The following is a 24,169-nucleotide window of genomic DNA, read 5'->3' on the forward strand; positions in this document are numbered from 1 at the left end:
CAGGGAAGGGCGAAATCGGGCCGGGCGACCAGACCTGATCGCGGCGACGGCGAGCTAGCGTGGTCGGGTGAGCAGATTTCCGGCAACTCCGGTCCCGCCACCCGATCTGCCCGGCACGCTCGGCGCGCTACGCGCCGCCGGATGCCGGTACCGCACAGTCAAGCAGGAGCTGCGCGACAACCTGCTGGCCCGGCTGCGAGACGGCGGGCCGCGGTTCGCCGGCATCGTCGGGTACGACGACACAGTGCTGCCCGAGGTGGAACGGGCGCTGCTCGCCGGGCACGACATGGTGTTGCTCGGTGAGCGTGGCCAGGGCAAGACCCGGCTGATCCGATCCCTGGTGGCGCTGCTGGACGAGTGGACCCCGGTGATCGCCGGATCGGCGCTCAACGAGCATCCCCTGCATCCGATCACCCCGGCGTCCCGGGCGCTGGTCGCCGAGGCCGGCGACGACCTGCCGGTCGGCTGGCTGCACCGCTCGATGCGCTACGGCGAAAAGCTGGCCACCCCGGACACCAGTGTCGGTGACCTGATCGGTGACGTCGACCCGATCCGGCTGGCGCAGGGAAGGACTCTCGGCGACCCGGAGACGATCCACTTCGGTCTGGTGCCGCGTACCAACCGGGGTATTTTCGCCGTGAACGAGCTGCCCGACCTGGCCGAGCGGATCCAGGTGGCGTTGCTCAACGTGCTGGAGGAACGCGACATCCAGGTACGCGGCTACCAGCTGCGACTGCCGCTGGATCTGTTCCTGGTGGCCAGCGCCAACCCGGAGGACTACACCAACCGGGGGCGGATCATCACCCCGCTCAAGGACCGGTTCGGTGCCGAGATCCGTACCCACTATCCGACCGACCTGGAGTTGGAACTGGCGCTGATCCGGCAGGAGGCCGACCTGGTCGCCGAGGTGCCGGAACACGTGCTGGAGGTGCTGGCCCGCTTCGCCCGCGCGGTGCGCGAGTCGCCGTCGGTGGATCCCCGCTCGGGCGTCTCCGCCCGGTTCGCCATCGCCGCTGCGGAGACCGTCGCCGCCGCCGCGCTGCGCCGCGCCAGCCTGCTCGCCGACGCCTCCACCGCCGAGCCCTTCCTTGCGCCGGAGGCGGTGGCGCGGGTGGGGGACGCGGTGTCGGTGACCTCCACGCTGCGCGGCAAGGTGGAGTTCGAGAGCGGTGAGGAGGGCCGGGAGATCGAGATCCTCGGTCATCTGCTGCGTACCGCCACGGCCGAGACCTTCCGGGCCCGGCTGGCCGGGCTGGACCTGTCCGGATTCACCACGCTGGTCGAGGACGGCAAGGCGATCGAGACCGGGGAACTGGTCCCGGCGACCGATCTGCTGCGTCAGGTGGGCACCGTACCCGGCCTGGCGAAGGTGCTCGACCGGCTCGGCGTCGGTGACGCGCCGAGCGCCGGGCAGGCCGCCGCTGCGGTCGAGTTCGTGCTGGAAGGGCTGCACCTGAGCCGCCGGCTGGGCAAGGACGTGACGGATTCGGGGCGCACCCGCTACGCCGGCCGGGACTGAGCATGGCCGGCAACCGGTTCCGGTACGGGCAGTGGCACGGCGGCCCCGACCCGCTGGCCCCGCCGTACGACGTGCAGGCCGCGGTGGACCAGGTCGGCCAGGAGGTGCTGGCCGGCGGCAGCCTGCGGCAAGCCCTGCGCGACCTGTTGCGCCGGGGCCTGCAGGGGCGCGGCGGGCTGGACGAGCTGACCGCCCGAGCCCGCCGACTGCGCCGGGAGATGCTGCGCCGGGGCGAGCTGGACGGCGCGGTGACCCGGGCCCGTGCCCTGCTCGACCAGGCCCTGGCGGCCGAGCGCGACGAGTTGGCCGGTCGGCAGGACGAGGCGGCCCGGTTCGCCGAGACGGAGCTGAACAACCTGCCTCGCTCCACCGCCCAGGCGGTGCGGGAACTCTCCGGCTACCAGTGGGCCAGCGACGAGGCCCGGCAGCTCTACCAGCGGATTCTCGACGGGCTGCGCGACGACGTGCTCGGCCAGCGGTTCGCCGGACTGCGCGAGTCGGCACAGTTGGCGGCCGACCCGGCCGTGCAGGAACGGCTCGCCGAGATGATGCAGGACCTCAACGCCCTCCTGGCCCGGCATGCGCGCGCCGAGGACACCACCGACGCGTTCGCCGAGTTCATGCGCCGGCACGGCGAGTTCTTCCCGGAACGACCGGGCAACGTCGACGAGCTGATCGAGTTGCTGGCCCGCCGGGCGGCGGCCGGGCAGCGGCTGATGAATTCGCTGTCGGAGCGCCAGCGTACGGAGCTCGCCGAACTGATGCGGCAGTCGCTGGGCGACCGGCTCGCCGGGGAACTGTCGGCGCTGGAGCAGAACCTGCGGTCGCTGCGGCCCGACCTGCGGTGGGCGCGCGGCGAGCGGACGCAGGGCGGCGAGCCCTTGAGCTACGGCGAGGCGACCGGGGTGCTCGACGAGGTGGCCGAGCTGGACGACCTGCTCGACCAGTTCGGTCAGGCGCATCCCGGGGCCACGTTGGACGACATCGACGTGGACGCGGTCGCCCGGACCCTGGGCCGTGACGCTGCTGCCGCCGTACGCCAGTTGCGTGAAATGGAGCGCGAGCTGCGCCGCCAGGGTTGGGTGAGCCGCGACGCCGAGGGGTTGACGTTGAGCCCGAAAGCGCTGCGCCGCCTCGGCGGCACCGCGCTGCGTCAGGTCTTCGCCGAGCTGACCGCCGGCCCGCGCGGGCATCACGACCTGCGCTCGGCGGGGGCGGCCGGTGAGGTCAGCGGGGCTTCCCGCCCCTGGGAGTACGGCGACGAGCAGCCGCTGGACGTGGTGCGTACGCTCACCCGGGCGGTCGCCCGGGCCGGACCGGGTGTGCCGGTGCCGCTCGCGGTGACGGACTTCGAGGTGGTCGAGACCGAGCGGCGGGCCTCGGCGGCGGTGGCGCTCTGCGTGGACCTGTCGTACTCGATGATCTCGCAGGGCCGGTGGGGCCCGATGAAGCAGACGGCGCTCGCGCTGGCCCACCTGATGGCGACCCGGTTCCCGCAGGACGCGTTGCAGATCATCGGATTCGGTCGGGAGGCGGCGCCGCTGCGCCAGCAGGAGCTGGCGGCCGTGGAACCGGACATGGCTCAGGGCACCAATCTCCAACACGCGTTGCGGCTGGCCGGTCGGCACCTGCGTCGTCATCCGGACGCCGAGCCGGTGGTGCTGGTGGTCACCGACGGGGAACCCACCGCCCACCTGGATCCGGAGGACGGGGAGGCGGTGTTCTGCTGGCCGCCCCTGCGGGAGACGATCGAGGCGACCATCCGTGAGGTGGACCGGCTCGGCCGGTACGGAGCCACGCTGAACCTGTTCATGCTCGGTGACGACCCCGGGCTGCGCCGGTTCGTCGACGCGGTGGCCCGACGCAGCGGCGGCCGGGTGTTCACCCCCGACACCGAGGACCTCGGCGAGTACGTGGTCAGCGACTACCTGCGGGCCCGTCGCGGTCGGCGCTAGCGTCGTTTGTTAACAAGGGGCCCTTCCGCTACCGGAGGCGTTAACAAGGGGCCCTTCCTTTGAAGGTGCGGCGGTAGGCCGACGGTGCGACGCCGACGCGCTGGTGCAGTTGCTGGCGGAGGGCGGCGGCGGTGCCGAAACCGCTGCGGCGGGCGACCTGGTCGATGCTCAGGTCGGTGCTCTCCAGCAGCAGCCGGGCGTGGTCGGTGCGCTCGCGCAGCAGCCACTGCGCCGGGCTGAGCCCGGTCTCGGCCCGGAACCGTCGGGTGAACGTGCGGACGCTCATCCGCGCCTGCTCGGCGAGGTCCCGCAGGCTGACCGACTCGTGCAGCCGCTGGCGGGCCCACTGGCGGGCCCCGGCGGTACTGGTGTCCGGTGCCTGCGGCACGGGGCGTTCGATGTACTGGGCCTGTCCACCGTCGCGCCAGGGTGGCATCACGCACCGGCGGGCGGACTGGTTGGCGACCTGGCTGCCGTGGTCGGTGCGGACCACGTGCAGGCACAGGTCGATTCCGGCGGCCACCCCGGCGGAGGTGAGCACCGGGCCGTCGGCGACGAACAGCACCTCGGGATCCAGGTCGACCTTCGGGTACAACTCACGAAACCGGTCCGTGTACGCCCAGTGGGTGGTGGCGCGGCGCTCGTCGAGCAGGCCGGCGGCGGCCAGCACGAACGCTCCGGTGCAGATGGACATGACCCGAACACCCCTGTCGTACGCGGCGCGCAGCGCCTCGATCACCTCGGGCTCGATCACGTCGCGTCGCCGGGTCGCGTCACCGTTCACCCCGGGCACGATCACCGTGTCGGCGTCCGCCAGCAACTCCAGGCCGTGGTCGGGCAGCACCTGGAAACCGGCCGTACTGCGCACCGGCCGACCGCCCGGGGTGCACGTGTCGACGGTGTACAAGTGCTGGTCGTCGGCGTTCCGCGCGGTGCGGAAGACCTGGGACGGGGTGCCCAGGTCCAGCCCGACCACCTGGTCGACGGCGAGGACGGCGATACGGTGCGGCGTCATGGCCCGATTATTGCGGAGGATGGCCTTTCGGCCACTCGTCCGTCCGGCCCGGTGGCCGCAGACTCTCCTGGTGAGTCGACCTGTCCGCCTGCACCCCGCCTGGATCGTCGCCGCCGTCGCCTTCGTCGCGCTTGTCGGTGCCGCCGGCTTCCGGGCCACCCCGTCGGTGCTGCTGCATCCGCTGCACGCCGAGTTCCGCTGGCCGTTGGCCACCATCTCCGCGGCCGTCTCGGTGAACCTGCTGCTCTACGGGCTGACCGCGCCCTTCGCCGCGGCGTTGATGGACCGCTTCGGCATCCGCCGGGTGGTGGCCGCCGCGCTGACGATGGTCGCCGCAGGTAGCGGGCTGACCGTGTTCATGACGGCCAGTTGGCAGCTCATCGCCTGCTGGGGGGTGCTGGTCGGGCTGGGCACCGGCTCGATGGCGCTGGCCTTCGTGGCCACCGTGACCGGGCGCTGGTTCGTGCATCGTCGGGGCCTGGTCACCGGCGTGCTCACCGCCGGCGGGGCGGCCGGTCAACTGGTCTTCCTGCCGCTGCTGGCGATGCTGGTCGGGGCGTACGGCTGGCGCTCGGCGGCACTTGTCGTCGCCGGGGCGGCGCTGCTTGTCGTACCGCTGGTGTTGCGCCTGTTGCGGGAGTATCCGGCGGATCTCGGGCTGCCCCCGTACGGCGCCAGCGAGATCGTCGAGCCGGTCCGGCCGACCGGTGGTGCCGCCGCCCGTGCCCTCGGCGCGCTGGCCCAGGCGGCCCGGACCCGGCCCTTCTGGCTGCTGGCCGCGGGTTTCGCGATCTGCGGCGCGACCACAAACGGTCTGGTCGGGACGCACTTCATCCCGGCCGCCCACGACCACGGCATGCCGCAGACCACCGCCGCCGGGCTGTTGGCGCTCGTCGGTCTCTTCGACATCGTCGGCACGATCGCCTCGGGCTGGCTCACCGACCGGTACGACCCTCGGCTGCTGCTGGGCGCCTACTACGCGCTGCGCGGCGGTTCGCTGCTGGTGCTGCCCGGCCTGTTCGCGGCCACCACCGAACCGAGCATGCTGGTCTTCGTCATCTTCTACGGCCTGGACTGGGTGGCCACCGTTCCGCCGACCGTGGCGCTGTGCCGGGAGTACTTCGGCCTCTCCGGCGCGGTGGTCTTCGGCTGGGTCTTCGCCGCACACCAGTTCGGTGCGGCAGTGGCCGCCATCGGGGCGGGACTGGTCCGCGACGAACTCGGCACGTACACCCTCGCCTGGCACGTGGCGGGAGCCCTGTCGGTGGGCGCGGCGGTGCTGTCGCTGATGCTGCTGCGCCGACGCGGTGCCGTCCTGATGGAACCGGCCCCGGTCGCGGTGGCCCCCAAGGCGTGGAGCTACCGGGACTGACCGGGTCGCCTCACCGCAGCGTCCAGCGCTGGGCCGGGTTGCCGTTGCAGGGGGCCTGGGTGACGTCGTCACCGGCGGCGGTGCCGCCGCCGTGGACCTGGGCGCACTTGCCACTGTGCACGGCCACCAGCAGGACCGCGCCGCCGTCGACGGGCTGGAGACGCCACTGCTGGTTGACCTCGCCGTGGCAGCCGTACTGCAACAGCCGGGCGCCGTCGTCGCCGCTGCCCCCCTCGACGTCGAGGCACTGGTGGTACGCGGCGTTGGCCAGCGTCACCGTGTCCGGACCGTACCGGCTGACGATCCACCGCTGCTCCGGACCGCCGGTGCACACGGCCAACTCGGCGATCGCCCGCTCACCGGCACCGTCGAGGCCGAGGCACCGGCCCGAGCCGACGCCGGCGAACACCTTCGGGCCGACGAGAGGGTCAGGGGCGGCGCTGGGGGTGGCCGACGGGGTCGGCTCGGGCGCCTGGGTGGTGGGCGGTGGCTGCTCCTCGGTCGGGCTCGGCTCGGTCGAGGGTGCGCTGCTCACGGCCATGTTCGCCGCCGATGGCGGGTCACCGTCGTCGAGGGCGCCGGTGGCGAACACCACCCCGGCCAGGATGCCGATCAGCCCGATCGCCAGCGCCGTGCCCAGCAGTGGGTCGCGTAGCAACCCGCCTCGGCGGGTGCCGTAGACGGTGCCCGGTCCATCGGTTTCCGACATGCCGGCATCCTGGTGCACGCCGGCCGGTTCGGGCCAGTCGCCCCCGGCCCGGGTGACTCAGTCGACGACCTGGACGTCCTTCCAGAAGGCGACCCGGTCGCGGACCATCTCCGCCTCCGGGAACGGCTCCGGGTAGTACCAGACCGCGTCGGCGCTGGTCCGGCCCGCGTGTTCGAGGGTGTAGTAGGAGGCGGTGCCCTTCCACGGGCAGACGGTGTGGGTGTCGGAGTCGCGGATCAGGTCCTCGCGGAGGGCGGCCCGGGGGAAGTAGTGGTTGCCCTCCACCACCACGGTGTCGTTGCTCTCGGCGATCACCAGGTCGTTCCAAACGGCTTTCGGCATGACCCCAACGCTATGCCCGCGGGAGGCCGGGCGGTATCGCGGAGACGGAGTATCCGAAATGCCCCTCATGGACATCCCAGGACGGCGTCGGAGCGTACAGTGATCCCATGCACGCCGTCCGTGATCATGACCTGGCGGTGGCCCAGCTGCGGCGGTCGTACGAGGCGGTGCCTCCGGGCCAGCCGGTGCGGCTGGCCAAGCGCACGTCAAACCTGTTCCGCCCGCGCAACGCTCCCCGCACTCCCGGGCTGGACGTCAGCGGGCTCGACGGGGTGCTGGGTGTCGACCCGGTCGCCCGCACCGCCGAGGTGCAGGGCATGTGCACCTACGAACGGCTGGTCGACGCGACCCTCGCGCACGGGCTGATGCCGTTGGTGGTGCCGCAGCTGCGCACCATCACCCTCGGCGGGGCGGTCACCGGCCTGGGCATCGAGTCGACCTCGTTCCGCAACGGCCTGCCGCACGAGTCGGTCATCGAGCTGGATGTGCTGACCGGTGCCGGCGAGGTGGTCAGCGCCCGGCGCGAGGGTGAGCACGCCGACCTGTTCGCGGCGTTCCCCAACTCGCTGGGCAGCCTCGGTTACGCCACCCGACTGCGCATCGAGCTGCAACCGGTGCGCCGTCACGTCGCGCTGCGCAACGTGCGGTTCACCGACCTGTCCGAGTTGACCGCCGCGATCGGCCAGATCACCGCCAGCCGCAGTTGGGACGGCGAGCCGGTCGACGCGTTGGACGGGGTGATGTTCAGCCCCGACGAGGCGTACCTGGTGCTGGGGACCTTCGCCGACGACGTGCCGGCGGTCTCCGACTACACCGGCCAGGACATCTACTACCGCTCGTTGCGCCGACGTCAGCGCGACGCCCTGACCTGCTACGACTACCTGTGGCGGTGGGACACCGACTGGTTCTGGTGCTCGGCGGCGTTCGGGGTGCAGCATCCGGTGGTGCGGCGGCTGTGGCCGACGCGCTGGCGGCGCAGCGACGTCTACCACCGCATCGTGCGTCTGGAGCACCGGCACCAGGTGGCTGCCCGGATCGACCGCTGGCGCGGTCAGCCGCCCCGGGAGCGGGTCGTGCAGGACGTGGAGATTCCGCTGGAGCGTACGGCGGAATTCCTGCACTGGTTCGCCGACCGGGTGCGGATGAGCCCGGTGTGGTTGTGTCCGCTGCGGTTGCGTGAGCCGACGGGCGCCGGATCGGCCCGGTCCTGGCCGCTGTATCCGCTACGGCCGGCGCAGGACTACGTCAACATCGGGTTCTGGGGAACTGTGCCGATCGCCGAGGGCGCCGCCGACGGCGACGTCAACCGTGAGATCGAGCGCGCGGTGTCGGAGGTGGGCGGGCACAAGTCGCTCTACTCCGACGCGTACTACGACCGGGATTCGTTCGACCGGCTCTACGGCGGCGACACGTGGCGTGCCGTGCGGGACCGGTACGACCCGGAGCATCGCCTCACCGGACTGTACGAAAAGGCGGTAGCACGAGCATGAGTCTGATTGATCGAGAGCAGGGCGCGACCGGGGCGTCCGCTACGCCGCCCCCGGGGTCCGGGCGGCGTGGGCCGACCGTGGCGGACGTCATCCGGGCGGTGACCGCAGGCCCCCTGCCGGTACGGGTCACCGGCTACGACGGCAGCGCCATCGGGCCGGCCGACTCCGGCATCACCCTGGCGATCCGCACCGAGCGAGGGCTGTCGTACCTGCTCACCGCCCCGGGCGATCTGGGCATGGCGCGGGCGTACGTCAGCGGGGATCTGGCCCTGGAGGGTGTGCACCCGGGTGACCCGTACGAAGCGTTGCGGGTGTTCAAGGACGAGCTGCGGGTGCGCCCACCGGCGCTGGCCGAGGGGCTGGCGCTGGTGCGCGGGCTGGGCTGGGAGCGGCTGCTGCCGCCGCCGGCCCCGCCGCAGGAGGCGTTGCCCCGCTGGAAGCGGGTGGTGGGCGGGTTGCGGCACTCGCGGACCCGCGACAGCAGCGCCATCTCGCACCACTACGACGTGTCGAACGCCTTTTACGAGAAGGTGCTCGGGCCGTCGATGACCTACACCTGCGCGGTGTACCGCAGTCCCGACGACACCCTGGAAGAGGCCCAGGCCAGCAAGTACGACCTGGTGGCGGGCAAGTTGGCGCTGCGTCCGGGGATGCGGCTGCTGGACGTGGGCTGCGGCTGGGGCGGCATGGTCCGGCACGCGGCCCGCGAGTACGGCGTGAAGGCGCTCGGGGTGACGCTGTCCCGGGCGCAGGCGCAGTGGGCGCAGGCGGCGATCGAGCGCGAAGGGCTGACCGGGCTGGCCGAGGTGCGCCACCTGGACTACCGGGACGCCCCGCACGAGCAGTTCGACGCGGTCTCCTCGATCGGCCTGACCGAGCACATCGGGGTGCGCAACTATCCGGCGTACTTCGGGTTCCTGGCCGACCGGCTGCGGCCCGAGGGTCGCCTGCTCAACCACTGCATCACCCGGGCGGACAATCGGGCGCCGCACCGCTCCGGGGCGTTCATCGACAGGTACGTCTTCCCTGACGGTGAGCTGGCCGGGCCGGGTCGGGTGATCAGCGAGATCCACGACGTCGGGCTGGAGGTGCACCACGAGGAGAACCTGCGCCAGCACTACGCGCTGACGCTGGCTGCCTGGTGCCGCAACCTGGTGGAGCACTGGGATTTCTGCGTCGGCGAGGTGGGTGCCGGCACGGCCCGGGTGTGGGGGCTCTACATGGCCGGTTCGCGGTTGGCGTTCGAACGCAACGGCATCCAACTGCACCAGGTGGTGGCGACCCGCAACGGCCCCGACGGGGTGAACGGCTATCCGCTGCGCCCGGACTGGCTGGCCTGACCTCCTCTGGCCTCCTGACCCACTGACCTGCTGACCTACTGATCGACAAAGGCCGCGCCGGAATTGCCCGGCGTGGCCTTTGTCGGATCGATTGACAAACAGATTTTGTACGTACAAGCTGGTTTTTGCGATGAGAGACGTCCTGTACCTGGAGCAGATCGAGCAGGCCGAGGTCCTGCTCAAGCCGCAGCGTGTCGAGGTGCTGCGGCAGTTGGCCGAGCCGCGCACCTGCACCGAGGTGGCCGCCCGACTGGAGCAGACGCCGCAGCGCGTCTACTACCACGTCAAGCAACTGGTCGCGGCCGGGCTGGTCGAGCAGGTCGACAAACGCAAGGTCCGAGGCATCACCGAGGGCATCTACCAGGCCGCCGCCCGGTCGTACTGGCTCTCGCCCCGGGTGGTGGGACGGATCGGCCTGCGTCGCACCCGCGACGAGCTGAGCCTGGGTTACCTGCTGGACCTGATGGAGGAGGTCCAGGCCGATGTCGCCGCCCTCGACCGCAGCGCACCCGAGCTGCCCTCGATCGGCGTCTCCGGCGAGATCCGGGTGCCGGCCGAGCGCCGGCAGGAATTCCTGCACGACCTCCAGTCCGCGTTACAGGAGTTGTTCACCCGCTACGGCGGCACCGAAGGTGACGCCTTCAAGCTCGCCGTTGCCTGCTATCCGAAGGAGACCGACCGTGACTGAACCGATGAACATCGCCATACGCCTCGCCGCACCGATCGCGCGGGTGCGCCAGGCCCTGACCGATCCGGCCGAGCTGCGGATCTGGCTGGCCGAGCATGTTGAGGTCGACCTGCCGAAGCGGTACGAGTTCTGGGGTCGCTACACGCCCGAGGGCGACGCCCCACACCAGCGACTGCTGGACGTCGACGACGACCGGCTGCGTTTCGCCTGGTTACTCGACGGTGAGGAGACCACCACCGAGATAACTTTGCGCCCGGACGGGCCGGACGCCACCGTGCTGCACCTGTCGCAGACCCACTTCGACTTCAACGACGTCATCAACGGCACCAGCATCCGGGGCGTGCTCCAGACCTACTGGGCGCTGGCCACCGCCAACCTGAACGCCTATCTGGAAGGCAGCCCGCTGCTGCCGAAGACGGACTTCACCAGCACCGACTTCCGTGTGGAGATGTTCATCAACGCCCCGGCCGACAAGGTCTGGGAGTCGCTCACCGACTCGGAGCAGGCCACCGCCTGGTTCGGCTACCCGATCGGCATCGAGCCCTGGCTCGGCGGCCGGTACGCCATGGGTGGCCTCGATCAGGGCGACGCGGCCAAGATCGTTGACTTGGAGCCGGGGCGGCGGATGTCCGTCGACTGGAAAGCGCCAGGCGTGACGACCTGGGAACTGGCCGAGTCCGAGGGGAAGACGAGGCTCACCTTCGTACAGAGCGGCTTCGACGAGCAGAACCCGCCGTACGCCGCCTGGGCCGGCCTGGTCTCCGGCCTCGCCGAACTACGCCGCTACCACGAGATCCCCAACTGGCAACCCATCTGGATCCCCACGAACTAACTGCCCCCACCCCCACCCACCTCACCCCGCCCCGCCCCGCCCCGCACCTGCCGCCCCGCCCCGCGCTGTCCTGCCCGGCCTGACCCGCTCCGCCCGCTCCGCCCGCCCGCGCCCGCGATCTTGCACTTTTGGTCGGGGAATAAGGGGTGAAGGGTGCAGATCGGCGACCATAAGTGCAAGATCGCGGGTGCGGGTGCGGGTGCGGGTGCGGGTGCGGGTGCGGGTGCGGGTGCGGGCAGGGGTGGGGTGGGGTGGGCAGGGGTGCGGTGGGGTGGGGGTGGACGGGGTGGGGCAGGGAGGGGTGTTGGTGGGGTGGTGGGGGTGGGGGTGGGGGCTATGGTGGCGTGTCGTGACGAGTAGCGAGCAGCGGCTGGCGAAGATTCGGGGTGGGCTGCCGCCGCGGCGGCACAACGCGCGGACGATCGCGGCGTTGACCGGTAACCCGGGTTGCACCCGCCGAGCCGTTCTCGACGGTGCGGGGGTGGACAAGCCGTCGCTGGCCGAGCGGGTCGGGTTTCCCGCCAGGTTCGGGCAGTCTCGATTCGCGATCACCCGGGGCAACACGTTCGAGGCGCAGGTGAAGGCGGACGGCGGTGCCGAACTGCTGCGCCTGGTGGCCGAGCGGCTGGGTGTCCCGGTGCCGGCGGTGGCGACCTGGACCGACCTGGGTGACGGGGACGAGTTGGCCGGTCGGGTGGAACGCTCCGCCGCGCTGCTCACCGACGCAGTCACGCCCCACGAGCCGACGGAGCCCGACGGCGCGGCGGACCCACGCCAAGCGGCGAGCCCCGGTCACGCGGGAAGCCCCGGTCACGCGGGTAGTCCTGACCTGGTGGATCAGGGGGCGGCGTTGTTCGATCATCCGCTGCTCGGGTTGGAGGTCGCCGGGCGGCGGGTGCATCTGGAGCCGGATCTGGTGGCCGCGCGGCTGGGTGGCCGGTTCCACGTGGTCGAGATCAAGTCGTTCCCGGTGGTCGACGGGCAGGCCGATGCGGCCAAGCTGGCCGCCGCGGCGGTCCAGTCGGCGGTGTACGTGCTGGCGCTGCGGGAGCTGCTCGCCACGCGAGGACTCGATCCGGATCTGGTGTCGCACGAGGTGGTGCTGATCTGCCCGCGCGATTTCACCAACCAGCCGGTGGCTCACCTGCTGGACGTGCGCAAGCAGTTGTTGGTGGTACGCCGGCAACTGGACCGGATGGCTCAGCTCGACGAGTTGCTGGCCGGCGTACCTGCCGATTTCACCGCCGATCCGGCCGCGGACCCGGCGACGTTGGTGGCGTCCCTGTCGCAGGTGCCGGCTCGCTACGCCCCGGACTGCCTGGCCAGCTGCGAGTTGGCGTACTTCTGTCGGCAGGAGGCGGGCGGGCAAACAGCCGCGCTGGGTCGGCCGGTCCGTGAGGCGCTGGGCGGGATCGACAGGGTGGCCGAGGTGCTGGCGCTCGCCGCCGGTGAGCCGGTCGCCGATCCGCAGCGGGCCGAGGCGGCGGCGCTGTTGCGTACCGCTGCCCGGCTGCGCGCCGAGGCCCTCAGCGGGGCGGCGTGAGTACGCTGCGGGCGCTGGCGGCAGCGCAGGCGGTGGCTGCCGGGATGGCCCAACCGGTGGCCACCGTCCGGCACCTGCACCTGTCCCGGCGGCCGTTGGTGCTGGTGCCGTTGGCCATGGCGGGTGAGGCGAACGCGCCGTTGGCGGCGATGGTCGGCGCGGCACCGGGCGAGGCGCGGCTGCTGATCGTGCCGCAGCCACGTAACCGGGACCAGCGGTTCGCATTCGTCGCCGAACTGGCGGCCACCGTACTGCCCTATGTGGACGCGCATCGGGGGGCCAACGAGGCGGTGCCGGTCGACCGGGGGCGGGACGTGCGGTACCGCTACCTTGACGCACCGCAGCTGCTGGTGCCGAATCCGGCCGGGGTGACGTTCCTGCGGCTGTTGGGTCGGGCCACCCGGTTCCGACGGGTCGACGGCGATCATCCGGTGCCGCCGCAGGTGCCGTTGCTGGGCCGGTGGCTGACCTTCTTCGCCGAGCGGGCCGAGCATCCGGGCTCGTCGGCGTTGGTGGCGATGACGCAGGCGTTGAGTCTGCACTGGGCGACCGGGCAGAGCGCGGTGGAGGACCTGCATCTGCCGGCACTGCTCGGCTGGATCGCCCCGCCGGCCGGGCGCAGCGGCGTCGAGGCGGCGGCCTGGGCCGAGGACCCGGTGAGGTGTCCGCCCGCCGGCCCGGCGACCGATCCGAGCTTCGACAACGAGCGGCTGGCCCCGGCGATCGAGGCGTACGCTGCCGCCGAGTCGGACGAGGTGGCCCGGGGTGAGGCGTACGCGGAGCTGGAGAAGTTGCTGCGCGATCAGCTGACGCCCACCTGGGAGCTGATGTGGCGCGGGGTGGGGTTGTTGCGGGCGCTGCCGCCCGGCGCCCGGGTGGCCGCCCGCTGGGACGGTGACCGGGACGCCTTCACCGCGTACGCCGATCATGTCGACGCCGACGGTGCGCCCCAGCCGCGTCGCGACGGTGCGGTGGCCGCCGCCGCCCGGCTGCACCGCCTGGAGCGGGCCGCGGACCTGTACGCGGTGCAACGCGCCTACGACGATCCGCTGGTGATGGCCGAGTACCGGCTGACCGGTGAGGCGTTCGTCGGCGAGGTGGTGTTGGCCGATGCGGCGCGCATCGACGACAGTGGCCGGCGGCCGGTGCTGCGTCCACGCATCCAGCTGGTGACCACCGACCCGGTGCTGGTGCCGGTGGGCGCGGTGCTGTCCAGTCCGAACCGGCCGGCGCAGAAGGCGCGGGTGGTCTTCGTGACTCCGGTGGCCGACGGCAAGACCGAGGTGGTGGTGGAGCTCTCCGGCGGGATGGGGCGAGGGCTGACCGCCGCACCGGGCAGCGTGCCCGAGGTGGGGGAGCGGCTGTGCTACACCACGCTCAGCGAGGCGTACGTGCCGGCGGGAGGCTTCCCGGCGGTGGAGGACACCCCGTGGACCCACGGCGGCCCGCCCGCCGCCGCGCCCGTCGACCCGTTGCCGATCGGCGAAGGTGCGGCACCGGTGCCCGACGAGGACTGGGCGTAGACACTGGGTCGCCTGCTCGTCGCGCAGGGTGTCCTTTGTGGCCCTGGTGGTGCCGGCCGACCTGCTGCTGATGGACGTGGATGGCGCGGTCGAGCCGTCGGGTTGCGGACTCCGTCCGGCTGGATCTGGCGGTGCGGTCGATTGCGTGGCTAGTCTTTCCGGGTTTGCCGGGACCGGTCTTCGCCGTCGAGGGTGCGCGAACGAGAGAAAGCCAGAGCGATCGCTGTGTCGCGAAAGGACATCGAACAGGCCACCGTGCGGCCGGCCGGGCAGACCCGGGTCGGCCCGGCAGGTGTGTACGCCGCCGGCGCGGTCGTGGCCGTCGAGACCGTCTGGTTGGCCCTCGAACTGCCGCAGACGGCTCTGGTCAGCGACCTCGGCGCGATCACCGTGGCCTGCTGGGCGGCGCTGGCCTGCGTGGGTGCTGCCCGCCGGCACCCTCGACCGCTGCGCCGGTTCTGGCTTCTGCTCGCCGCCACCATGCTGCTCTCCCTCGCCGGCCGTGCCCTGTGGACGTCGCAGCGGCTCGCGGGCCAGGAACTGCCGCACACCCTGCCGATCGGGCTGATCTTCACGGCGAGCCTGCTCACCGGGACCGGCGCGTTGCTGTGCGCGCTGACCGCTCCCCGCACCTCGCTGGGACGCGCCCGGGCCCTGCTCGACGGGGTGATCGTCGCGCTGGCGTTGATGCCGATCGGCTGGCTGCTGCTGTTCCGTAACGTCGCCCTGACGGACCTGAACGAGCCGCTGCGCTACGCCGGCCTGCTCTACCCGCTGTTCGACCTGATGCAGCTGACCGTTCTGGTCGTGGTGATCGGGCCGGGTCGGCCGGTGTGGCGTCCGCTGACGTTGCTCGGAGCGAGCCTGACCATTCGTGCGGTGGCCGACTCGATGTACGTGTCGACGGCGGCTGCCGGCACCTACCATTCCGGCACCCTGATCGACGTGCTGTGGCCGCTGAGCTACCTGCTGATCGGCGTGGCGGCCCGGCTCGCTCCACCGCAGCACTGTCAGCGCGGCGTTGACGTCGGTGAGGTGCCGCTGCCGCCGTGGTGGCGGGTGACGCTGCCGTACCTGCCGGTGGGCGGGGTGATCGCGGCGGCGCTGCTGGCCCGGGAGCCCGCCGGGCACAGCCCGCTGCCGGTCTTCCTGGCGTTGCTGGGGCTGTTGGCGGCGCTGGCGTTGCGGCAGATCCTGGCGGCCAACGAGAACCTGCGCCTGGTGGCGCGGCTGCGGCACCTCGCCTACGTCGACCAGCTCACCGGGCTGCCCAACCGGCTGGCGTTCACCCGCAGGCTGCGCAGCGCCCTGGGTGGGGCCCAGCCGGTCGCCGTTCTGCTGCTCGATCTGGACGGCTTCAAGCAGGTCAACGACCGGTTCGGGCACAGCACCGGTGACACCCTGCTGACCGGCCTGTCGCGGCGGATGCGGCGCGCGGTCGCCGACGACGGCATGATCGCCCGGATCGGTGGCGACGAGTTCGCCGTGCTGGTCACCGGGCGTACCGCCGCGCCGGAGCGGCTGGCGGAGCGGCTGCTGGCGTCGCTGCACCCGTCGGCCGGCGAGGAGGTCGTCGGCGTCCACCCGTCGGCGAGTATCGGCATCGCCGAGTACGGACCACAACACGTCACGTACACGGATCTGTTGCGCGACGCCGACATCGCGATGTACGCGGCAAAGGCGGCCGGCAAGTCGGCGTACCGGCGCTGCACGCCGGCCCTGCGGGAGTCCGCGGTCAGTCGGGCGGAGCTGATCGCCGACCTGCGGCGGGCGGTCGACGAGCAGCAGCTGCACCTGGAGTTCCAGCCGATCGTTGACCTGTCCACCGGCACGGTACGCAGCGCCGAGGCGCTGGTGCGGTGGCGGCATCCCCGGCTGGGCATGCTCAGCCCGGCGCGTTTCCTGCCGCTGGCCGAGGAGACCGGGCTGATCCTGTCGATCGACCGGTGGGTGATCCACGAGGCGTGTCGGGCGGCGGCCACCTGGCAGACCCAGGTCCCGTCGGCCACGGTCGCGGTGAACATCGCGGCGGCGCACCTGCGCCGGCCGGATCTGATCGCCACGGTCACCGAGGCCACCGCCGGGGCCGGACTGGCGCCGCGGGCGCTGACCCTGGAGCTCACCGAGTCGGCGTTGATCGAGGGCAGCGATGCGGTGCTCGACCGGCTGGGTCAACTCCGTGAGCTGGGCATCCGGATCGCCATCGACGACTTCGGCACCGGCTATTCCTCGCTGAGTTATCTGCATCGGATCCCGGCCACCGAGTTGAAGATCGACCGGTCGTTCGTGGCCCGGCTCTCCGAGGACACCCGGGCGTACGCGACGGTGGAGATGGTGACCCGGCTGGCCGGGGCGTACGGCCTGGGCGTGGTGGCCGAGGGGGTGGAGACCGAGCGGCAGCACGACGCGGTCGCCGCTATCGGCTGTGTGCAGGGGCAGGGCTACCGGTACGGGCGGCCCGCCGCGCTGGACGAGTTGCGTACGGTGCTGGCCGGCTCCGCGCCCGCGAAGGTGTCCGATGTCGCAGAATCGGGCTTGACCCTCACGTAACGGCAGGCGGGACCGTGGTTTCTCAGAAGGGAGGGAACCATGGCGTACACCGTCGGCCAGGTGGCCAGGCTCGCCGGGGTGACCGTGCGGGCGCTGCACCACTACGACCAGATCGGGCTGCTGTCGCCCAGCGGGCGCACCGGCGCCGGCTACCGCCGCTACAGCGACGCGGACCTGGAGCGGCTGCAACTGGTCCGGTACTACCGCGAGCTGGGGTTCCCGCTGGAACAGATCGCCGAGATCCTCGACGACCCGGCCGGTGACCGGGACGCGCACCTGCGCCGCCAGCACGAACTGCTGACGGTACGGATCAAGCGGTTGCAGGAGATGGTCACGGCGATCGAGTTTGCGATGGAGGCGAACAAGTTGAACATCCCACTCACCCCGCAGGAGCGCTTCGAGGTGTTCGGTGACTTCGAGCCCGAGGCGTACGCCGAGGAGGCGGAGCAGCGCTGGGGTGGCACCGACGCGTACCGGGAGTCGAACCGGCGCGCGTCGAGCTACTCGAAGGACGACTGGCTGCGGATCAAGGGCGAGACCGAGGACTGGGGGCGGCGGATCGTCGCACTGATGGCCTCGGGCGCCCCGGCGGACGGGCCGGCGGCGATGGAGTTGGCCGAGGAACACCGGCAGCACATCAGCCGGTGGTTCTACGAGTGCTCGTACGAGATCCACACCGGGCTGGCCGACATGTACCTGGCCGACGAGCGGTTCCTGGCCCACTACGAGGCGATGGCGCCGGGGCTGGGCCAGTACCTGCACGAGGCGATCCACGCCAACGCGATCACCCGGGCGTGACAGGAGCCGCGCGTCGGTGGTTCGACGGGCGGGAACTGTCGGGGCGGGGGAGTATGACTGACGGGGTCATCTCCTGATCTGCGGGGGTCATTCGTGTTGATAGTCGCCGGCACGCTCTATGTGGATCCGGCCGAGCGGGACGACTACCTGGCCACCTGTGCCGAGATCGTCCGGCAGGCCAGGTCGGCACCCGGCTGTGTGGACTTCGCCATCAGCGCCGACCTGGTCGAGCCGGGCCGGATCAACGTCTACGAGCGGTGGGAGTCCGACGAGCAGCTGCTCGACTTCCGCGGTTCCGGTCCCGAGCCGGAACAGCAGGTGGCTCTGGTCGGCGCCGAGGTGCACAAGTTCCGGATCAGCGCGGTCGAGTCCCCCTGACCCCGCCCCGGCGGTCCCACGCCGGTCGCGGCCGACCCACCCGACGCCTGCCGTACGACGACGTTACGGCGGGCGTCGGGCCAGTCGGGCCAGGAACGCGGCCACCGCCGCTGGTTCCCCGGCCAGTTCGCCGGGGCGGGCCGGCCCGCGCAGCGCACGCAGCGTGGCGGCGAGCCGTCCGACCCGGCTGAGGGCGACCGGGTCGCCGTCGAGGAGCAGATCGGCGGTGTCCCGATCGATCTGGCGGGTCGGGCTGCTCATCTCGTGGCCCTGTTCGTCATCATCCCGTCAGCCTCGATGTCGGTCCTGTCAACTCGTCCGATTGATTGGCGTCAGCGCTGCTGGATGCGTCACACCTGCCGACGGCTGACCGGTCCGGTGAGGTGGTGTCGGCACGCGGGACGGGCGCAGCAAAACCACCAACTCGTCCTTATTGGTCCACCGATCGGGTATTTCGCCCGGTGTCGGCCGTGTCCATCGTGCTGCCTTGTGCCGTTAATCACTGTGACACCCCTCTGAATGGCCTGCGGTTGGTGGCATGCGCGGCGAAGGAGTCGGCGTGGCGAGGACTGATTCGACGGGTTCGACATGGCGGTACCGGTGGGCGCGCCGGCAGAACGAGCGCCGGCTGCGGCTGTTCCGCAGCGCCGAGAGGGCCTGGCGGCGACGCGACGACGAACTGCGCCGACTGCGTACGCTCGCCGAGCAGTGCCACGGCTCCGCCGCGGCCGGCGAGGGTCTGCTGCTCGAACTGGGCCCCGACGAGATCGTGCTCCGGGTGGTGCCGGCGGCCCAACTGGTGGAGGTACGGCACACCGCCGTGCTGCCCGCCCCCGAGTTGACAGTCGGCGTGGAGCACGGCCGGCTGCACCGTCGCCTACCCGACGGCGTGCGGGTCACCGACGCCGGCATGGCGGTGATCACCAACCGGCGGCTCGTGCTGCTCGGTGGACGCGGTCGACGGGACTGGGCGTACGGGCGGATCAGCGGCCTGGCCCACGACCCGCAGGCGCCCGTCTCCCTGATCCAGGTGCTCGACCGGCGGCGTACCTCCGGGGTGCTGGTGCCCGCCGACGCGGCGGCCGAGTTCCGGTTCCTGCTCACCCTGGCCTTCGCCGACGCCATCGAGCAGCGTGACGCCGTCATCGCCCAACTCGACGAACTGATCGCCGAGCACACCAAGGCGCGCCCGTCCCGGCCCGGTATCGCCACGCCGGCACAGGCCCGGCTGTTGGCGCTGCTGCCCGGCGGCCGGCGGACCGCGGTGGTCGCGGCTGCCCTGGCCGTACTGGTGCCGTTGGCGTTGGCGAACTCCGGCCCGTCGGATCCGACCGGCCGGGAGACGGCGGTCGCGGCCACCCCGGCACCGGTCGCCGCCACCGTCGCACCCAAGGCACCCCGCGCCACCGGCTCCCCGCAGGCATTGCGGGTCACCGGCCCGAAGACACCCCGCGCCAGCGGCTCGCCGACGGCGGATCGGAGCAGCCCGCAGCGACGGTGCGGCGCCCCGGCCAACCCGATGGGGTACGACTTCTGCTCCGGTGAGCGGATCCGTGAGCCCGACCCGCAGGTGTGCGAGCACTTCGACTGTGTGCCGGGGTTCTGGGAGGGGCGCGGCTACCTGGTGCAGTGCACGAACGGCAAGATCAGCCTGGCCGGTGGCAGCCCGAGGGCGTGCGGACTGCACGGCGGCGTACGCCGCACGGTGTGGCACTGACGGCCTGACGTGACGCCGGGCGTCGACCCCCGGCGGGTGGTTGTTGCCCGGGGCGGACCGGTTTGGTCTGATGCGCCAATGGGAGTTGCCGAGGTCAACCGCAGCATCGACGCGGTGTGGCGGATCGAGTCCGGTCGGGTGATCGCCGCCCTGGCGGGGCTGGTGCGCGACGTCTCCTGGGCCGAGGAACTGGCCCAGGACGCGCTGGTCGCCGCACTGGAGCAGTGGCCGCGTGACGGCGTACCGACAAATCCGGGGGCGTGGCTGACCGCGGTGGGCAAGCGGCGGGCCATCGACGGCCTGCGCCACCGGCAGGTACGCGACCGCAAGGTCGCCGAACTCGGCCGTGACCTCGGCGAGGGGGCGTTCACCCCGGATTTCGACGCGGCCTTCGAGGACACCATCGACGACGACCTGCTCCGGTTGATCTTCACTGCCTGCCATCCGGTGCTGACCCCGCAGGCCCGCGCCGCGCTGACCCTGCGGATGGTCGGCGGCCTGAAGACCGAGGAGATCGCGCGGGCGTTCCTGGTGCCGGAGTCCACCATGGCGCAGCGGATCACCCGGGCGAAGAAGACCCTCGCCGAGGCCGGGGTGCCGTTCGAGGTGCCCGGTACGGCCGACCGCCCGCAGCGGCTGGCCAGCGTCCTGGAGGTCACCTACCTCATCTTCAACGAGGGGTACGCGGCGACGGCCGGGCAGGACTGGATGCGCCCGGCGCTCTGCGAGGACGCGCTGCGGCTGGCCCGGATGTTGCAGACGCTGATGCCGGACGAAGCCGAGGTGCACGGGTTGGCCGCGCTGCTGGAGATCCAGGCGTCCCGGACCGCGGCGCGCACCGACGCGGCCGGGGAACCGGTCCTGCTGCTGGAACAGGATCGGCGACGCTGGGACCACCTGCTGATCCGCCGAGGGTTGGCGGCGCTGGAGCGGGCCCGGACCAGCAGTGACCAGGCCGGCCCGTACACCCTCCAGGCGGAGATCGCGGCGTGTCACGCGCGGGCGCGTACCGCTGAGGAGACGGACTGGGCGCGGATCGCGGCCAGCTACACCGAGCTGGCACAGGTCGCGCCGTCGCCGGTGGTGGAGCTGAATCGAGCAGTGGCGGTCTCCTTCGCCGACGGGCCGGCCGCCGGCCTGGCGGTGGCCCGTCCGCTGGCCTCCGAACCGGCGTTGGCCCGCTACCACCTGCTGCCCGCGGTGCTCGGCGACCTGCTGGCCAAGCTCGGCCGCTACGACGAGGCCGCCGCCGAGTTCACCCGCGCGGCCGAACTCACCGGCAACGCCCGGGAACAGGCGCTGCTGCGCGACCGGGCCGCCGACTGCACCGCCGGGGTGCCGCCGAGGCGCTGAGAAATCTTCTGGAAAAAATCCCGCCGCGATGTCGAATCCCGGTCGGGTCGCCCGACGCGTCAGTGACAGCCGGTCTGACCACCGGCCCGGCACACCGGCGACCGGCCGGCAGGACGAGGAGGCGAACATGGCGACCGCGACGACGGCACGGCCCGAGGTGGCGGGCACCGGCAAGCAGCGTACGACGGGGGTGTTGCTGGCCGGCGGTATCGCCGCGGGGCCGGTGTTCGCGGTGTCGGTCACCGCGCAGGTGCTGACCCGCGACGGGTTCGACCTGAGTCGGCAGCCACTGAGCCTGCTCGCGCTCGGTGAGCACGGGTGGATCCAGATCGCCACGTTCGTGATGACCGGACTGCTGGCGCTCGCCGGCGCGGCCGGGATGCGTCGGGTGCTGCCGCCCGGCCAGCCCGGTGCTCTCTGGCTGCCTCGGCTGGTCGCCGTCTTCGGCCTCGGGTTGATCGTCGGCGGTGTGCTGGTGGCCGACCCGAGCATGGGATGGCCGGCGGGCGCGCCGCAGGGACCGGCGGAGACGATGAGCTGGCATGCCGTCGGCCACGGTGTCGGTGCGATGCTCGCGTTTTGCTCACTCACCGTGGGATGCCTGGTCTTCGCCCGCCGGGAGGCCCGGCTGGGCCGGCCCGGTGCCGCCGTGCTGTCGGTTGCCGGTGCCGCCGTGGTGGTGCTCGTGATGGCCTGGCCGCACCAGGACAGCATCAGCGTACGGATGGCGCTGGGCTCCGCTGTTCTCTTCGGTTGGCTCTCGGTCGTCTGCGCCCGTCTGCTGGCTGTCACGTCCCGCTGAATTCGTCACACAACAGGAGAGGAACAACTTCGATGCGTTTCATGGTCATGCACAAGCTCGACGAGAACAGGCCCGAGCTGTGGCAGCCCGACGAGGCCTTCATGGCCCGGATGGGCGCGTTCATGGGCGAAGCGAACCAGGCGGGTGTGCTGCTCGCCGGTGAAGGGCTGCGGCCGAGCAGTGTGGACGCCGGCCGGATCACCGTCACCGGGGGCAAGGCGACGGTGACCGACGGGCCGTTCGCCGAGACCAAAGAGCTGATCGCCGGGTTCGCGCTGTTGCAGGTCCGAGACAAGGCCGAGGCGATGCACTGGGCGCAGAAGTTCACCGACATCTTCATCGCCGCCGACATCGACGTCGAGGTCGACGTCCGCCGGGTCACCGAGTGGGAGGACCTGGCCCCGCCGGCCTGACCGCCGTGGAACGGAACCGGCTCGGTCGCGCGTCGGCCGGGCCGGTCCCGCTCGTCAGGCCGCTCGGGCGTTTGTCGACGGGTCAGCGTTGGAGGGCGACCTGGTCGGCCAGCCGGGACAGCGCCGGGGTGGCGGCGAGCAGCCGTTCCCGATCTGCGGCCTCCAACTGGGCCAGGGCGGCGGCGAGCAGTTCGCTGCGGTGCTGGCCGTAGGCGGCCGTCCGGTCCCGCGCCGCATCGGTCAACTCCAACCGGACGGTACGCCGGTCACCCGGGTCCCGCTCCCGGCTCAGCAGGCCCGCCGAGGTCAGCTCACCGACCAGGGTGCTCACCGTGTTCGGCGCGGTGCCCAGGCGCTCGGCGGCCTCCCGGACGCTGATCCCGGGCTGTCGCTGCACCAGACGCAGCACCTCCACCTGAGCGTCGGGCAGGGCCGCCCGACCCGTCCGTTGGCTGGCCGTACGGCGCAGCACCCGGTGCAGGTCACCCAGGGCCGCGCCGAGCTCGGCGAGGGTCTCCTCCGTCACAGTGCGCCCCCGTCCGGATCAAATGCCTCTGTAGGCAGAGCTATCGTAGCCGCCATGCCGCAGACCGCCACGCCCTCCACCGCGCCGGACCGAGTCGCCGTACCGACCGGCCGGGCCGCCATCGGGCTGCTGGTGCTGCTCGGCAGCCTCACCGCGATCGGGCCGCTGTCGCTGGACACCTACCTGCCGGCGCTGCCCGACATGACCCGCGACCTGTCCGCCAGCCAGGCGCGCATCCAGCTCTCCCTGACCACCTGCCTGATCGGCGTGGCCGTCGGTCAACTCGTCACCGGTCCACTCAGCGACCGCTGGGGGCGACGCCGGCCGGTGATCGTCGGGTTGGCCGCGTACACCCTGTTGTCGCTGCTCTGCACGCTCGCGCCGTCGGCGGAGACCTTCGCCGCGGCCCGCTTCTTCCAGGGTTTCGCCGGCGGCATGGGCACGGTCGTCGCCCGCGCCATCGTCCGTGACCTCTACGCCGGTCGCGCCGCGGCGAAGTACTTCTCCCGACTCACCCTGATCTTCGGCCTCGCCCCGATGATCGCCCCCGCGTTCGGCAGTCTGCTGCTCAACTTCGGCGACTGGCGGGTCATCTTCGTCGCCCTCACCGTCATCGGTGCCCTGCTCGCGACCGTCGTCGCCTGGCGGCTGCCCGAGACGTTGCCCGTCGCGCGGCGCAACACCGGTGGCCTGCTCTCGATCGCCCGCATCGCCCGCGTGCTGATCACCGACCGCATCTACCTCGGCTACACGCTGACCCAGGGCCTCGCCTTCGCCGGACTGCTCGGCTACCTCTCCGGTTCCTCGTTCGTCCTGCAGGACGTCTTCGGTCTCTCCGTCGGGATGTACAGCCTCATCTTCGGCGTCAACTCCCTGGCCTTCGTCGCCGTCGGTCAACTCAACGCCCGACTGCTCGACCGGCACGGCCCCCGCCAGCTGTTGATCACCGCCCTCGGTCTCGGGCTGCTCGCCGCGCTCGGCCTGATCGCCGGCGCGCTGCTGCAAGCCCTGCCCCTGGTCATCGTCGCGATGTTGGTGTTCCTCGGCTCGCTCGGCATGGTGATGCCCAACGGCACCGCCCTGGCCCTGGACCGGCACGGTGCCCACGCGGGCACGGCCGCCGCGCTGCTCGGCGGCATCCAGGCCGTGGTCGCCGCCGGCGCCGCGCCGCTTGTCGGCATCGGCGGGGAGGGCAGCGCCCTGCCGATGGCCCTGGTGATCGCCGGTGCGGCCGCCGGATCACTGCTGGTGGTGCTCACCCTGGCCCGCCGCCGCTGACTCCGCAGGCGCTGACTCCGCCGGCG

The 24,169-nt window shown here is 72.0% G+C and carries 22 protein-coding genes; 17 read left to right on the forward strand and 5 right to left on the reverse strand.

What is annotated here, in order from left to right; all coding sequences use genetic code 11:
• Positions 1-67 precede the first annotated feature (67 nt).
• Positions 68-1,519, forward strand: a complete 1,452-nt coding sequence (locus tag VAB18032_RS05310; protein WP_013731760.1) for a magnesium chelatase ATPase subunit I — start codon at positions 68-70, stop codon at positions 1,517-1,519.
• 2 nt (positions 1,520-1,521) lie between these two features.
• A complete protein-coding gene (locus tag VAB18032_RS05315; protein ID WP_013731761.1) occupies positions 1,522-3,474 on the forward strand; it encodes a vWA domain-containing protein in 1,953 nt (650 codons plus the stop codon).
• Positions 3,475-3,514: 40 nt separating this feature from the next.
• On the opposite strand, the gene VAB18032_RS05320 is transcribed toward VAB18032_RS05315, so the two are convergent.
• A complete protein-coding gene (locus VAB18032_RS05320; protein WP_013731762.1) occupies positions 3,515-4,489 on the reverse strand; it encodes a GlxA family transcriptional regulator in 975 nt (324 codons plus the stop codon).
• Between the two features lie 19 nt (positions 4,490-4,508).
• Here VAB18032_RS05320 and VAB18032_RS05325 point away from each other — a divergent pair, with 19 nt between their 5' ends.
• Positions 4,509-5,861: an MFS transporter gene (locus VAB18032_RS05325; protein ID WP_013731763.1), complete on the forward strand. Its 1,353-nt coding sequence runs from the start codon at positions 4,509-4,511 to the stop codon at positions 5,859-5,861.
• Positions 5,862-5,871: 10 nt separating this feature from the next.
• On the opposite strand, the gene VAB18032_RS05330 is transcribed toward VAB18032_RS05325, so the two are convergent.
• Both VAB18032_RS05330 and VAB18032_RS05335 read right to left on the reverse strand, forming a co-directional pair.
• A complete protein-coding gene (locus VAB18032_RS05330) occupies positions 5,872-6,570 on the reverse strand; it encodes an RICIN domain-containing protein (RefSeq protein ID WP_013731764.1) in 699 nt (232 codons plus the stop codon).
• 57 nt (positions 6,571-6,627) lie between these two features.
• A complete protein-coding gene (locus tag VAB18032_RS05335; RefSeq protein ID WP_043719772.1) occupies positions 6,628-6,912 on the reverse strand; it encodes a DUF427 domain-containing protein in 285 nt (94 codons plus the stop codon).
• A gap of 107 nt (positions 6,913-7,019) precedes the next feature.
• Here VAB18032_RS05335 and VAB18032_RS05340 point away from each other — a divergent pair, with 107 nt between their 5' ends.
• The 9 genes from VAB18032_RS05340 to VAB18032_RS05380 all read left to right on the forward strand — a co-directional run bounded on the left by VAB18032_RS05340 (position 7,020) and on the right by VAB18032_RS05380 (position 18,054).
• Positions 7,020-8,402, forward strand: coding sequence for an FAD-binding oxidoreductase (locus VAB18032_RS05340; RefSeq protein WP_013731766.1), 1,383 nt, complete (start codon positions 7,020-7,022; stop codon positions 8,400-8,402).
• Complete coding sequence (locus VAB18032_RS05345) at positions 8,399-9,742, forward strand: class I SAM-dependent methyltransferase (protein ID WP_043719774.1); 1,344 nt, start codon at positions 8,399-8,401, stop codon at positions 9,740-9,742. The genes VAB18032_RS05340 and VAB18032_RS05345 overlap by 4 nt, the downstream gene beginning before the upstream one ends.
• 130 nt (positions 9,743-9,872) lie before the next feature.
• Complete coding sequence (locus VAB18032_RS05350; RefSeq protein WP_013731768.1) at positions 9,873-10,430, forward strand: winged helix-turn-helix domain-containing protein; 558 nt, start codon at positions 9,873-9,875, stop codon at positions 10,428-10,430.
• Entirely contained in the window at positions 10,423-11,262 is an 840-nt protein-coding gene (locus VAB18032_RS05355; protein WP_013731769.1) for an SRPBCC family protein, read from the forward strand. Before VAB18032_RS05350 ends, VAB18032_RS05355 begins: the two co-directional genes overlap by 8 nt.
• A 349-nt stretch (positions 11,263-11,611) precedes the next feature.
• The gene (locus tag VAB18032_RS05360; RefSeq protein WP_013731770.1) at positions 11,612-12,805 is read left to right on the forward strand and encodes a hypothetical protein; all 1,194 of its coding nucleotides are present in this window, start codon (positions 11,612-11,614) and stop codon (positions 12,803-12,805) included.
• The gene (locus VAB18032_RS05365; protein ID WP_013731771.1) at positions 12,802-14,328 is read left to right on the forward strand and encodes a hypothetical protein; all 1,527 of its coding nucleotides are present in this window, start codon (positions 12,802-12,804) and stop codon (positions 14,326-14,328) included. Before VAB18032_RS05360 ends, VAB18032_RS05365 begins: the two co-directional genes overlap by 4 nt.
• A 225-nt stretch (positions 14,329-14,553) precedes the next feature.
• On the forward strand, positions 14,554-16,878 hold the full coding sequence (locus tag VAB18032_RS05370) for a putative bifunctional diguanylate cyclase/phosphodiesterase (RefSeq protein ID WP_013731772.1): 2,325 nt from the start codon (positions 14,554-14,556) through the stop codon (positions 16,876-16,878).
• Between the two features lie 39 nt (positions 16,879-16,917).
• Positions 16,918-17,676, forward strand: coding sequence for a MerR family transcriptional regulator (locus VAB18032_RS05375; protein ID WP_013731773.1), 759 nt, complete (start codon positions 16,918-16,920; stop codon positions 17,674-17,676).
• A gap of 93 nt (positions 17,677-17,769) precedes the next feature.
• Entirely contained in the window at positions 17,770-18,054 is a 285-nt protein-coding gene (locus VAB18032_RS05380; protein ID WP_043719777.1) for a putative quinol monooxygenase, read from the forward strand.
• 63 nt (positions 18,055-18,117) lie between these two features.
• Here VAB18032_RS05380 and VAB18032_RS05385 read toward each other — a convergent pair whose 3' ends face one another.
• A complete protein-coding gene (locus VAB18032_RS05385; RefSeq protein ID WP_013731775.1) occupies positions 18,118-18,315 on the reverse strand; it encodes a hypothetical protein in 198 nt (65 codons plus the stop codon).
• Between the two features lie 298 nt (positions 18,316-18,613).
• Here VAB18032_RS05385 and VAB18032_RS05390 point away from each other — a divergent pair, with 298 nt between their 5' ends.
• The 4 genes from VAB18032_RS05390 to VAB18032_RS05405 all read left to right on the forward strand — a co-directional run bounded on the left by VAB18032_RS05390 (position 18,614) and on the right by VAB18032_RS05405 (position 22,339).
• A complete protein-coding gene (locus VAB18032_RS05390; protein WP_013731776.1) occupies positions 18,614-19,771 on the forward strand; it encodes a hypothetical protein in 1,158 nt (385 codons plus the stop codon).
• A gap of 78 nt (positions 19,772-19,849) precedes the next feature.
• Positions 19,850-21,124 (forward strand): RNA polymerase sigma factor, encoded by a 1,275-nt coding sequence (locus VAB18032_RS05395; protein WP_013731777.1) that lies wholly within the window; start codon positions 19,850-19,852, stop codon positions 21,122-21,124.
• A 127-nt stretch (positions 21,125-21,251) separates the two neighbouring features.
• Entirely contained in the window at positions 21,252-21,926 is a 675-nt protein-coding gene (locus VAB18032_RS05400) for a DUF998 domain-containing protein (protein ID WP_043723044.1), read from the forward strand.
• 32 nt (positions 21,927-21,958) lie between these two features.
• The gene (locus VAB18032_RS05405; protein WP_013731779.1) at positions 21,959-22,339 is read left to right on the forward strand and encodes a YciI family protein; all 381 of its coding nucleotides are present in this window, start codon (positions 21,959-21,961) and stop codon (positions 22,337-22,339) included.
• Between the two features lie 82 nt (positions 22,340-22,421).
• On the opposite strand, the gene VAB18032_RS05410 is transcribed toward VAB18032_RS05405, so the two are convergent.
• Positions 22,422-22,865 (reverse strand): MarR family winged helix-turn-helix transcriptional regulator, encoded by a 444-nt coding sequence (locus VAB18032_RS05410; RefSeq protein ID WP_013731780.1) that lies wholly within the window; start codon positions 22,863-22,865, stop codon positions 22,422-22,424.
• Between the two features lie 54 nt (positions 22,866-22,919).
• On the opposite strand from VAB18032_RS05410, the gene VAB18032_RS05415 reads away from it, so the two are divergent.
• On the forward strand, positions 22,920-24,143 hold the full coding sequence (locus tag VAB18032_RS05415) for a multidrug effflux MFS transporter (RefSeq protein ID WP_013731781.1): 1,224 nt from the start codon (positions 22,920-22,922) through the stop codon (positions 24,141-24,143).
• The last annotated feature ends 26 nt before the right edge of the window (positions 24,144-24,169 follow it).

This window comes from Micromonospora maris AB-18-032, from assembly GCF_000204155.1.
GTDB classification, from domain to species: domain Bacteria; phylum Actinomycetota; class Actinomycetes; order Mycobacteriales; family Micromonosporaceae; genus Micromonospora; species Micromonospora gifhornensis.